Source organism: Sutterella parvirubra YIT 11816, assembly GCF_000250875.1.
Taxonomy (GTDB): domain Bacteria; phylum Pseudomonadota; class Gammaproteobacteria; order Burkholderiales; family Burkholderiaceae_F; genus Sutterella; species Sutterella parvirubra.
Genome location: NZ_JH604889.1, coordinates 1 through 12,480 on the forward strand (window position 1 = coordinate 1; position 12,480 = coordinate 12,480).

General features: G+C 65.5%; 6 protein-coding genes and 1 pseudogene. 3 read left to right on the forward strand and 4 right to left on the reverse strand.

Annotation, left to right across the window (positions count from 1 at the left end):
• Nucleotides 1-619: Crp/Fnr family transcriptional regulator (locus HMPREF9440_RS02380; protein WP_040763270.1), on the forward strand; the 619-nt coding region annotated here is incomplete at its 5' end.
• Between the two features lie 86 nt (nt 620-705).
• Here the strand turns inward: HMPREF9440_RS02380 and HMPREF9440_RS02385 are convergent.
• From HMPREF9440_RS02385 to HMPREF9440_RS02400, 4 genes are all read right to left on the reverse strand, one after another.
• On the reverse strand, nt 706-2,157 hold the full coding sequence (locus HMPREF9440_RS02385) for an FAD-dependent oxidoreductase (RefSeq protein ID WP_008541131.1): 1,452 nt from the start codon (nt 2,155-2,157) through the stop codon (nt 706-708).
• Nucleotides 2,158-2,383: 226 nt separating this feature from the next.
• On the reverse strand, nt 2,384-6,304 hold the full coding sequence (purL, locus tag HMPREF9440_RS02390) for a phosphoribosylformylglycinamidine synthase (protein WP_008541132.1): 3,921 nt from the start codon (nt 6,302-6,304) through the stop codon (nt 2,384-2,386).
• Nucleotides 6,305-6,735: 431 nt separating this feature from the next.
• Nucleotides 6,736-8,295 carry a Na+/H+ antiporter NhaC family protein gene (locus tag HMPREF9440_RS02395; protein ID WP_008541134.1) on the reverse strand — a complete coding sequence of 520 codons (1,560 nt, stop codon included), beginning with the start codon at nt 8,293-8,295 and terminating at the stop codon, nt 6,736-6,738.
• Between the two features lie 1,226 nt (nt 8,296-9,521).
• Complete coding sequence (locus HMPREF9440_RS02400; protein ID WP_008541139.1) at nt 9,522-10,277, reverse strand: HAD family hydrolase; 756 nt, start codon at nt 10,275-10,277, stop codon at nt 9,522-9,524.
• A gap of 336 nt (nt 10,278-10,613) precedes the next feature.
• On the opposite strand from HMPREF9440_RS02400, the gene HMPREF9440_RS02405 reads away from it, so the two are divergent.
• Entirely contained in the window at nt 10,614-12,038 is a 1,425-nt protein-coding gene (locus HMPREF9440_RS02405; RefSeq protein WP_008541140.1) for a flavocytochrome c, read from the forward strand.
• Nucleotides 12,039-12,207: 169 nt separating this feature from the next.
• A pseudogene (locus HMPREF9440_RS02410) lies at nt 12,208-12,480 on the forward strand (hypothetical protein); the annotation flags it as partial.

Consider the following 12,480-nt stretch of genomic DNA (forward strand, 5'->3'; position numbering starts at 1 on the left):
GTTGAGTGTCAAATCGGCGGGAAGTTCAGGGACGCGTTTCGGCGAAGGCAACGCCGTCTACCTGATCGAGGACGGTATCGTCGCCACCCAGCCCGGCCGCGTCGGCGACTACGAGCGCATCATCGGGCTCTTCGGACCGGAGCGGGTCTTGGGGCTGATCCGCGCGGTGGGCCGCGGGAGCCGCAAGATGCCTTTGCAGGCGACGGCGCTGACGCCCGTGCGCGCCGTGCGGCTGGAGATCGGGCAGGCGCTCGACTTCATCGAGGCCGACCCGGCGCTTCACGCGCGGGTGCTGCGCAACGCTCTGCACAAGGCGGAGAGCCAGATCGACGGCGTCATCATGAACGACGGGCTGCCGCTTTACGCCCGGGTGCTTTGGGCACTTGAGGTCCTCACGCTTGATTTGGACGGCGATGAGGAAGACGTTGAAGACGGCCCCTGCCCGCTTCCGACCGGCATCACGATCACCGAGATCGGGCTGCTCGTCCACGCGTCACGCGAAATGACGAGCCGCGCCGTCGGGGACGCCGTGCGTGCGGGCGTCGTGAAGAAGGAAGGCCGCAGGCTCCTCATCGACCGGAAGGCGCTCCGCCGGGCGCTTCTTGAGCTGCACGGGTGAGGCGCACCGCACCCCAATGAAGAGAAACCTCCGGGGTCCGACGTACGGTCCGGAGGTTTTCGTCAAAGCGGCTTGGAAGTCGCGGCTCAGGCCTTCGCAATCGATTCCGCGGCGATCTTCCCGAAGATCACGGCCTTCCCGACCGAGGTCCCCGACATGTACGCGGCGCCGTGGAAGCCGCCGGTGCCCTCACCCGCGGCCCACAACCCCGGGATCACTTCGCCGAAGATGTTGACGACGCGGGCTTCCGTGTCGATCTTCGGTCCGCAGTAGGTCGAGAGCAGACACGCGGTCGCGGCGAAGGCGTAGAACGGCGCCTTCGTGATGGGCTGCGGCTTGCCGCCACCCGCGGAGAGCGACGTGCGCCCGAAGGCGTCCGCGCCTTTGGCGAGCCCCTCGTTGTAGGCCTTCACCGTGCGCACGAGCGCGTCCGCGGGAACGCCGATCTTTCCGGCGAGAGCTTCGAGCGTATCCGCTTCGAAAAGTTCGCCGTTCTTCTTCAGGTAGTCGGTCTTGGCGAGCGGATCCTTCTGGGCTTCGGCGTGAATCGCCGCGTCGTAGACCTGGTAGCCGATGCCGTCGGGCTCCTGCATGACGAGCTCGCCCAATTCCTTGTAGGGGCGCGACTCGTCCGCGAAGCGTTCGCCCTTCTTGTTGACGATGACCGCGCCGTTGTACATGACGAAGGCCGAGGTCTGCGTCTTCGGGTTGAAGCCGTAGGTCGCCTTCGTGTAGGAGACGTCGAGAAGGTCCGCGCCGAGCGCCCAGGCCATCTTCGTGCCGTCGCCGGTGTTGCCGAGCCCGCCCAGCTTCAACGCCTTTTCGGCGGCCGGCGTGAAGCGGCGGAGAAGGTCTTCGCTCCGGGCCCAGCCGCCCGCGGCGATGACGACGCCCTTCTTCGCACGGATGCGGAGCGCCTTCTTGCCCGCAGCGGCTTCAACCCCGATCACCTTCCCGTCCGCGTCCGTGATGAGGCGGCGCGCGGCGGTGTTCATGCGGATCTCGCCGCCCTTCGCGCGGATGAGATCGTGAAAGACCCCCAACATCTGCGAGGTCTTCGTCATATGCTGGCGCGGCACGCTCATCCCGGCGCCGGTCGTGGGCGCACCGAATTCGACCCCCAAACCCTTCGCCCAGTGGTACGTGTCGAGGCACTTCGTCACGAAGGTGCGCACGAGCGCGGGATCGTTAACCTTCCCCATCGCGAGGAGTTCGCGCTCGAAGAGTTCGGGCGAATCCTTGATGCCGGCCTTCTCCTGCAGGTCCGTCCCGCAGATGCAGAAGCCCCCGTTGCAGACGGCGGTCGAGCCGCCCGCCACGCGCATCTTCTCCAGGACCACGACCTTGAGGCCCAGTTCCGCGGCGCGGGCCGCCGCGGAACTCCCGGCCGCTCCCGTGCCGATCACGACGACGTCGGTTTCCACGTCAAAGGCGGCCGCATCCTTCGCGTCGGCGACAAGCGGCATGAAGCCCGCCATCGCCGAGACGGCGGCGGTTCGTTTGAAGAGGGTGCGGCGCGTGAGGTCCTTCGCGTGCATGGGATGCTCCTTTCTGGAAATGATGGATCCGGAAATCCGGAAATGGTCTCCATCATTCTAGAGAGCGGCGGAAAAGCCGCATTAGGGTTTGCACTCCGGTACCCGCAAACGCGCTATGCGCCCTCCTCGAACGCACGAAGCCCCGCGAACCGGAATCCGCGGGGCTTCCGTTGGGGCGGCGCTTCAGGCGCTTCGCGCCGCCCGGGTATCAGTCAAGCCTCCCGGCTCACCCCACCCACTTGCGGGCGTTGCGGAACATCCGCATCCAGCCCGCGTCTTCCGTCCATTCGCCCGGACGCCACGAGAGCTGCACCGCACGGTGGCTGCGCTCGGGGTGCGGCATCATGATCGTGAAGCGGCCGTCCTCGGTCGTCACGGCCGTCAAGCCGCCCGCCGAACCGTTCGGGTTCATCGGGTAGACCTCGGTCGGATTCCCCGCGGCGTCGACGTAGCGGGCCGCGGCGCGGACGAGCGCCGCGTCTTCGGGCTTCAGGAACTCCACGCGGCCTTCGCCGTGGGAGTTGACGATCGGCATGACGCTCCCCGCCATCCCCGCGAAGAGAATCGAGGGGCTTTCCATCACCTCGACGTTGACGAGGCGGGCTTCGAACTGCTCGGCGCGGTTCCGGAGGAACTGCGGCCAGTGCGACGCACCCGGGATGAGGTTGCGCAAGTGACTCATCATCTGGCAGCCGTTGCAGATCCCGAGACCGAACGTGTCCTGACGGTTGAAGAAGGTCGAGAACATCTCGACCAAACGGTCGTTGTGAAGGATCGTCTTCGCCCAGCCGCCGCCGGCGCCCAGGACGTCGCCGTAGGAGAAGCCGCCGGCGCAGGCGAGCCCCACGAATTCCGCGAGGTCGCGGCGGCCGGTCAAGAGGTCCGTCATGTGGAGGTCGTGCACCTCAAACCCGGCGCGCGTGAAGGCCGCGGCCATTTCGGTCTGAGAGTTGACGCCTTCTTCGCGCAGCACCGCCATCTTCGGGCGCGCGCCCGTCGCGATGAAGGGGGCGGCGACGTCGTCGTTCACGTCGAACGTGGTCTTCGCGAAGAGACCCGTGTCGGCCTTGTCCGCGATGCGGGCGAATTCCTGATCGGCGCAGGCCGGGTTGTCGCGGCCGCGGGCGATCTCGTGCGAGACCTCCGTCCAGGCTTCCTGCATCGCGACGCGCTCGAACGCACCCACGCCTTCGATTTCGAGCGCGTCCGTGTCGGTGACGACGCCCACGAAGTGGCAGAGGTGCGAGAGACCCTGCGCGCGCATTTCGGCGACGACGAGGTCGGCCTTCTCCGCCGGGACCTCAAGGAGCGCACCGAGTTCTTCATTGAAGAGCACGTTCGCGGCGTCGGCGCCGGGCGCCCGCAGCAGCGACGTGAGGTCGAGCTTCAACCCCAAGCGCGACGCGAACATCATTTCCGCGGCGGCCGCGAAGAGCCCGCCGTCGGCGCGGTCGTGGTAGGCGAGCACGGCGTCCTTCGCGACGAGGTTGCGAAGGGCCGTCATGAAGCGCGCCAAGGCCGCGGCGTCGTCGCAGTCGGGGGCCGTATCGCCGAAGCGCTGCGAGACCTGCGCGAGGATCGAGCCGCCCATGCGGTTCTTCCCGGCGCCGAAGTCGACCAGCACCATCACGGCGTCGGCCTTCTTCAATTCAGGCGTGAGGGTCTTGCGGACGTCCGCGACCGGCGCGGCCGCGGAGACGATCAAGGACACCGGCGACGCGACGGTCTTCCCGTCCCAGGTCGTGCGCATCGAGAGCGAGTCCTTCCCGACCGGAATCGAGATCCCGAGCGCGACGCAGAAGTCGGACGCGGCCTTCACCGCGTCGAAGAGCTTCGCATCTTCGCCGGGCTGGCCGCAGGCGGCCATCCAGTTGGCGGAGAGCTTGACGGTCGGGAGGTTCACGTCCGCAGCGGCGATGTTGGTGAGCGCTTCGGCGATCGCCATGCGGCTCGCGGCCGCCGAGTCGATCACGGCCAAGGGCGTGCGTTCGCCCATCGCCATCGCTTCGCCCTTGACGGTTTCAAACCCGAGCGTCGTCACGGCGCAGTCCGCGACCGGCACCTGCCAGGGGCCGACCATCTGGTCGCGGGCAACGAGGCCGCCCACGGTGCGGTCGCCGATCGTGATGAGGAAGGACTTCGACGCGACGGTCGGGTGGCGAAGGACGTCGAGCGCCGCCTTCGTGAGGTCGATGCCGTCCGCGGTGAAGGCCGTGAGCTTCGTCTCGACGTGCTTCACGTCGCGGTGCATGCGCGGGGCCTTGCCGAGGAGCACTTCCATCGGCATGTCGACGGCGTCGGTTTCGCCCGGACGCGTCAACTTCAGAACCTTTTCTTCGGTGATGTGCCCGAGCACGGCATAGGGGCAGCGCTCGCGGCGGCAGAAGGCGTCGAAGCGTTCGAGCTTCACCGGATCGAGGGCGATCACGTAGCGCTCCTGGCTTTCGTTGCACCAAACCTCGAGCGGAGACATGCCGGACTCTTCGACCGGGACCTTGGAAAGATCAAAGGCCGCACCCTGACCGGAGAGGTCGGCGAGTTCGGGCATGGCGTTCGACAACCCGCCCGCACCCACGTCGTGGATCGCGAGGATCGGGTTTTCTTCACCCATCGCCCAGCAGCGGTCGATCACTTCCTGGGCGCGGCGCTCCATTTCGGGGTTCCCGCGCTGGACCGAGTCGAAGTCGAGCGCTTCGGAGTTGGCGCCCGTCGCCATCGAGCTCGCGGCGCCGCCGCCAAGCCCAATGCGCATGCCGGGGCCGCCAAGCGCAATCAGGAGGCTCCCCGTCGGGGGAACGGCCTTCTTCGTCTGGTCGTCGCGGATGTTGCCGATGCCGCCCGCGAGCATGATGGGCTTGTGGTAGCCGTAGCGCACCCCGCCCACGTTCGCTTCGAACGCGCGGAAGTAGCCGAGGATGTTGGGTCGGCCGAATTCGTTGTTGAAGGCGGCGCCGCCCAAGGGGCCGTCCGTCATGATGGCGCGCGGCGTGGCGATGCGGCCCGGGGCGCCGTACTGGTCTTCCGCGGAGCCTTCACCGGTCACGACGTCGCGGTCGTTTTCCCAGGCCTGCGGGGCGCCTTCGAGGCGAAGGGCCGAGGTCGTGAAGCCGCAGAGGCCCGCCTTCGGGCGGGCGCCGCGGCCGGTCGCGCCTTCGTCGCGGATTTCGCCGCCGGAGCCGGTGGAGGCGCCGGGGAACGGCGAGATCGCCGTCGGATGGTTGTGGGTTTCGACCTTGAAGACGGTGTGGGTCTTTTCGTCTTTCCGCTCAAAGACGGAGCCGAACGGATCGGCTTCCGTGGGGCGCGGGTAGAGGCGCGTCACTTCGGCGCCTTCGAAGATCGCCGCGTTGTCGGCGTAGGCCGTGATCGTCCCCTGCGGGGCCGCCTTGTGCGTGCGGCGGATCATGCCGAAGAGCGTCTCTTCCTTCGCTTCGCCGTCGATCGTCCAGGCGGCGTTGAAGATCTTGTGGCGGCAGTGCTCCGAATTCGCCTGCGCGAACATCATGAGTTCGACGTCGGTCGGGTTGCGGCCCGCCTTCGTGAAGGCGTCGGCGAGGTAGTCGATTTCGTCTTCCGAGAGGGCGAGGCCCATGTCGACATTGGCGGCTTCCAAGGCGGGGCGGCCCTGACCGATCAGATCCACCGTCGCCATCGGACGGCCGTCGAGCTCGACGAAGAGGTTTTCCGCGGGGAAGTCGACCGGGACGACCGACTCGGTCATGCGGTCGTGAAGGCACGCGGCCAGGGCGGTCTTCTCATCCTCCGTGAGGGTGACGCCGTCCTTCAAGCGGATGCTGAAGACCGTCCCGCGCTCGACACGCATGACGGCTTCGATGCCGCAGTTCTTCGCGATGTCGGTCGCTTTGGACGCCCAGGGCGAAATCGTCCCCAGGCGCGGCACCACCATGAAGCTCACGTCGGCGCGGACGTCTTCCGCCGCGCCCTCGTAGGCGAGAAGGGACGAGAGACGCGTCGCTTCGGTCGCGTCGAGTTCGCGTTCGGCATGCACAAAATGCACGAAGCGGCCCGAGACCGCTTCGACATGGGGAGAAACTTTGGCGAGCGCCGCAAGCGCACGACGGGCGCGGAAATCGGAAAGGGCCCGGCCGCCCTGAAGCTCGAACACGATGCCGTGGTGGGTCGTCATGGTGTGGAATTTCCCTCTGGGATGTGGGTGACGGAGGGGGACCCCTCCTTCGAAAGTGCCGCCATTATAAGTGCGCACCTGCCGGAGAACGCCCAAGGGCGGCCTTGTCTTCATCGGGTCTTCCCTAGAGCGGCGCGGAATCCGGACCCACACGACACGACATTCACGCATTGCCGCGGGAACCCCACGGATTGTCTTTGACGAAAGAGAGTTCCGTCTTCGTCTTCACACCAAGAGATTCGGGGCGAAGAGGCCGACAAGAGGCCGACAAAACCGGGGCGGGAGGGACGATGAGAGGCGTGGAGAGGCGTGGAGAGGTGCGGGGGCGGCCCGGCGGGGCCCGGACGCAAGAAACCCCGGCGGGTCGGACCCGGCCGGGGTTTCGAGTTTCCTTTTGGAAGCCGGAAGCTCTCGGGGCTTCAGGGCTTCACTCAGGCGGGCTGCGCTTCGGCTTCAGCCTGCTTGTCCAACTTCACCTGACGGAAGTGGAGGAAGCAGGTGACCGCGATCATCATGAGGAAGGCGGTGCCGAGCGAGAGCCAGAGGTTGCCGCCCGTGAGGCCGGCGACCAGGTACCCGGCCGCCGAGCAGGCCGCCACGACGAGCGCGTACGGGAGCTGCGTCGCCACGTGTTCGATGTGGTTGCAGCCGGCGCCCGCGGACGAGAGGATCGTCGTGTCGGAAATGGGCGAGCAGTGGTCGCCGAAGACCGAACCCGCAAGCGTCGCCGAGAGGACGACGATCGTGAGGTTGGGGTCGACGCCCTGAACGACCGGCACCACGATCGGAATGAGGATCCCGAACGTACCCCAGGCCGTACCCGTCGAGAAGGAGAGGAAGGCGGCGATGAGGAAGACGACCATCGGGAGGAAGACCGAGAGGTCGCCGCCGCCCGACTGCACGAGGCCCTGGACGAAGAGCGGGGTCTGGAGAAGATCGCGGCAGACGCCGGAGAGCGTCCACGCAAGAACCAGAATGATGTTCGCGGGGAGCATCAGCTTGGCGCCTTCGACGAGGCCCTGCATGAAGTCCGCAAACGGCACCAGACCGCGCGGGACGTAGAGGAGGAACGCGACGGCGACGGCGCCGAAGGCGGCCCAGACGAGCGCCGCGGCGGCGGAGGAATTGCCGATCGAAGCCGCGAACGAGTGGAACGCGGGATCCGCACCCCAGTAGCCGCCCGAGTACATGAGGGCGAGGACCGCGAAGACGATCAAGGCGAGGATGGGGACCAGCATGTCGAAGACGCGGCCGCGCGGGTTGGCGTGGGGCGGCTCGGCGTGGCCGGCGGCCCCTTCACCGACGTCGCCCGCGAGCGCGCGGGCTTCGGCGCGGCGCATCGGCCCGAAGTCGTAGTTCGTGAAGACCACGAAGAAGACCATCACGATCGAGAGGAGCGCGTAGAAGTTCCAGGGAATGGACGCGATGAAGGCGGCCATGTCGGATTCAAAGACGCCGTTCCCCTTCAAGGACGAGCCCACGGCGGCCGCCCACGAGCTCACCGGCGCGATGATGCAGACCGGCGCGGCGGTCGAGTCGATGATGTACGCGAGCTTCGCACGGGCGACGCGGTAGCTGTCGCAGAGCGGGCGCATCACGGTGCCGACCGAGAGGCAGTTGAAGTAGTCGTCGATGAAGATGAGGACGCCCAGACCGCTCGTCGCGAGCAGCGTCGAGCGGCGGCCCTTGATCTTCGAGACGGCCCACTTGCCGTAGGCCTTCGTGCCGCCCGACATGGCGACCACGTAGACCAAAGCGCCCAGCATCGAGCAGAAGACGAGGATGTTGAAGTCGACCTTGTTCCCCATGGTCGTGAAGGCGCTCTCGAGCGTCCCCATGAGGATGTTTCCGTCGGTACCGATCGTGTAGATCAGGGTGCCCGCGAGAATGCCGATCAACAGCGAAGAGAGCACTTCCTTTGTGAGAAGCGCAAGGACGATGGCGACGATCGGGGGAATGATCGAGAGCCACCCGGCGGCAAAGGGTTCCATTTGGGAGTCCTGTTGTTGTCGTGTCCCGAACTCCCCTCCGGCAAGAGGGAGTCGCGGCGGCGGAGTGCGCCGCGGGGACGGGGTTCGTGTCGGAAGCGATGCGTCCGATAGCGCCCGCACGGGATTGGGTTGAAGAGGCAATCACGCGGTGCGGACGGCGTCCATGGGGCGAAGTCTACTGAAGACGCCCGTGAAATCGGGCCTTCCCGGGGTTTATCCCGTTTTCCGGAGCCGTTCCTCCCACTTACCGCAACCCGGTTACGACATAATGCCTACGGTTTCCCCGTTTCGCTTGGGACACAAGGCATTCGACCTAGGCAGGATGCCTGACGGCATCATTTCGCCGCAACACCTTCTCACAAATTGGCAGGCGAAAAGCCGTGATTTTTCTTCAAAAGCCCTGCAGAACCCGGGAAGCGGTGTTATATTGGGATCTCGTTGTGGTTCCTGCGGCGCCTTTCGTTTCCACGAAGACGCGCGCACCGGAGTCGCTGGAGGGAGTCCTCGCTGTTCGAACGCGGTTGCACGCTGCCGGACGGAGCTCAACGGATGCCTCTTCGCTGGAAAGCCCGCGGACCACAAAGACAACTCGCCCCCTCTTCGGGAATTCAACGTGAGGTTCGACGCAAGTCGGACCTTTTTTCGTTTTTGGGGTGCCCGGGCGTCAGCTCGTCGGGGCCCGCCCGAAGACGACGGGTCCATGCGCCTCCCCCGCCGCCGACGCCTCCCGGGCGCAAAAAATCCCGCAACAACTCACAGGAAGATCGATCTCGCAGTCGGAGTTGTCGCGGGCTGAAGGAGAAGAGGCGAGTTCACCAAGAGGAACTCCGGATCGCGAGCAGAGCGGCGAAGTGTTGTGGGACACCGGCATGCCGCCCGATCAGGAGGAACGTCCGCTCCCGTCGTCGATGTCGGGAGAGCCCTGCTTCTCGCCTCCGATTATGTCGACTAATCCCGATCGGGAACTCCAAAAGCGTGAACTTGGGGGCCGCTTTTGTCCGGAGCCAAACATTCGCAGCTTTTGTCCCCTTCCCCCTTGAAGCGGGGTTCCCGACAGATCTAAAATGAGCGGGTTTGGTGAAGGATTTGAGCCATGGGGTGACCCGCGAGTTCCTGCAGTCCCCCAACTCACCAAACGCAAGCGGCGCGTCCTTCTCGAATGAAGAGGACTGCGCCGCTTTGCTTTTCCCGGAGCCTTCTCCGGAGCCTTTTGCGGGGTGTCGGTTTCAGCCCCGGTCTTCGCGGGCTTCCCGCTCCGCGATCTCCGCCTTCACGACCGCGAGGATGTCGTTCAGCGACTCGAACCGGCGCAGCGCCAGCGCGTCGTTCACGGCGCGGTCGACTTCGGAATGGCGCTCCGTCACGACGACGGGCGCGATCCCCGCGGCGCGCGCGGCTTTGAGGCCCGCCGTCGCGTCTTCGATCACGATCGTCTTCTCCGGCGTCGCCCCCAACTCCGCCATGATCATCTGGTGGACCTGCGGGTCGGGCTTCACGCGCTCGACGTCTTCGCGGGTCTTGATGACTTCAAAGATCTCGTCGATCTTCGCTTCGCGGATCATCCCTTCGTTTCTCCCCGCATAGACGTCGATGTTGCGCCGACGCGTGGTGGTCCCGATCGCGAGACGCTTCCCCGCGCGCTTCAACGTACGGAGGAGTTCCGGCGCACCCTCGCGCCAGCGGACGTGCTTCGCCAAGACCTCCATCGCGATCTCGTAGCGGCGGTGGTGGATGGTCTCCGCGGTCCCCGGCATCCCGAACTTGTCCTTCAGGTCCCCGCAGTAGGCGAGGTACGCCGAGGACCCTTCGCCGTAGCGGCCGAGCGCTTCGGCGCGAAGGTCGTAGGCCTCCTCTTCCGTCAACTTCACGTGCGCCGCGGAGAGCTCTTCGACCAACATTTGGTCGACGAGACTCCAAATGCCGAGCGAATCGATGAGCGTGCCGTCGAGGTCGAAGATGATGAGGTCCTTGTCGAGAAACATGAGGGGCGTCCGGTCGGTGGAGGTCGGTGGAGGTCGGGGGGCCGTACGGTGGGCCAAACCGCATCTTCGCACGGCGTACGGGAATTCCGCACGAACGTGAATCTGTCCTACGGAAATTTCCTATACCACTTTAGAGATAGCTTCATTACACTTTCGACCCAGTGAATGGACGAACTATCCCGTTCGTAGTACCCAACCGGGTGGATCCTTGCGTTGGGGCAAAAAGTGAGGTTCGCCTTTACGAACGGGAACTCTAAGATTCGTTGCAGAACTTTTGACGGGCGTCCCCATGTCGGGTGCCGCCCGCAATTCCTTACAGAGAGAGGATTTTTCAACATGAAGAAGATTCTTGTTGCGTGCGCCGTGGCCGCCTGCTTCACGGGCGCTCAGGCCGCTGAAGACATCTCCGTCGACGTCGCCGTCATCGGCGCGGGCGGTGCCGGTCTTGCGGCCGCCGTTCAGGCGACCGATCTCGGCGCGAAGGTCGTCGTGATCGAAAAGATGCCCATGGTGGGCGGCAACACGATCCGCGCCGCTGGCGGCCTGAACGCCGTCGGCACGGCCCTCCAGCAGGCCAAGGGCACGAAGGACTCCGTTGAAGTCATGTACTTCGACACGATGAAGGGCGGTCACTGGAAGAACGACCCCGCGCTCGTTCGCGTCCTCGCCGAAAAGTCCGCCTCCTCCGTCGAATGGCTCCTGGCTCTCGGCGGCGACCTCCGCGACGTGGGCCTGATGGCCGGCGCCTCGCAGGCCCGTACGCACCGTCCGACCGGCGGCGCGCTCGTTGGCCCTGAAGTCATCCGCACGCTCTACACGGCCGCCAAGGCCCGCAACATCGACCTGCGCACGAACACCCAGGCGACCGAAATCCTCAAGGACAAGTCCGGCAAGGTGATCGGCCTCAAGGTGAAGGGCAAGGACGGCACGTACACGATCAAGTCGAAGGCCGTGGTGAACGCCGCCGGCGGCTTCGGCGCGAACAACGACGTGGTTGCGAAGTACGTTCCGCGTCTCAAGGGCTTCGCCACGACGAACCATCCGGGCGCCACGGGCGACGGCATCATCATGGCTGAAAAGGCCGGCGCGCAGTTGATCGACATGACCGAAATCCAGACGCACCCGACCGTGGTGCCGAAGGTCGGCGAAATGATCACCGAAGCCGTCCGCGGCAACGGTGCGGTCCTCATCAACAAGGACGGCAAGCGCTTCTTCAACGAACTCGACACGCGTGACGCCGTGTCGGCCGCCATCCTCAAGCAGAAGGACGGCGTCGCCTACCTCTTCTTCGACAGCGACATGCAGAAGTCGCTCAAGGCCACGAACGGCTACATCAAGCAGTCCTACTGCCTGAACGGCGCTTCGCTCGACGAAATCGCCGGCAAGATGGGCGTCGATGCCGCCACGTTGAAGGCCACGATGGAAGACTGGAAGAAGGGCAAGGCCGCCAACAAGGACGCCTTCGGCCGCGCCGACATGCCGCGCAACCTCGACCAGGGCCCCTTCTACGCGATCATGGTCACCCCCGCCGTGCACCACACGATGGGCGGCATCAAGATCGACACGAAGACCCAGGTCTACAACACCAAGGGTGAAGTCATCCCGGGCCTCTTCGCCGCGGGCGAAATCACCGGCGGCGTCCACGGCGGCAACCGCCTGGGCGGCAACGCGCAGTCCGACATCATCACGTTCGGCCGCATCGCCGGTCAGCAGGCCTACATCTTCGCGAAGCAGGCCGACGCCGCCGCTGCGAAGAAGTAATTCAGAAGCTTTTCTGAGTGCTTGACGAACGCCGCGTTCTCCTTCGGGAGGCGCGGCGTTTTTCGTTGGGGAGGTCGCGCACCCACTCCGTCCGGATTCGCGTTTTCCCCAAACCCGCGCGAAATCCGATTCCGGCAGATTTTCCCGCATCTTTGAGGAAACCTCCGTCATGAAGAAACTTCACCGAATCGCACTCACTTCCGCCATGGCCGCCCTGCTTCTTTCGGGGTGCGCGTCCTTTTGGACCTCCACCGACTTCACGCCCTACGTGGGCGACGACACCGTCTACTTCGGCCGAGGCGGCGCAATGGAGGTGATGGAAGGGGTTGAGGTTTGGAAGACCGGCCTTCCCAACCGCAAGTACCGCATCATCGGCGTCATCAACGCGGAGAGTGCCGACGGTTGGCAGGCGCGTAAACAACTCCTGACTAAAGTCAGAAGC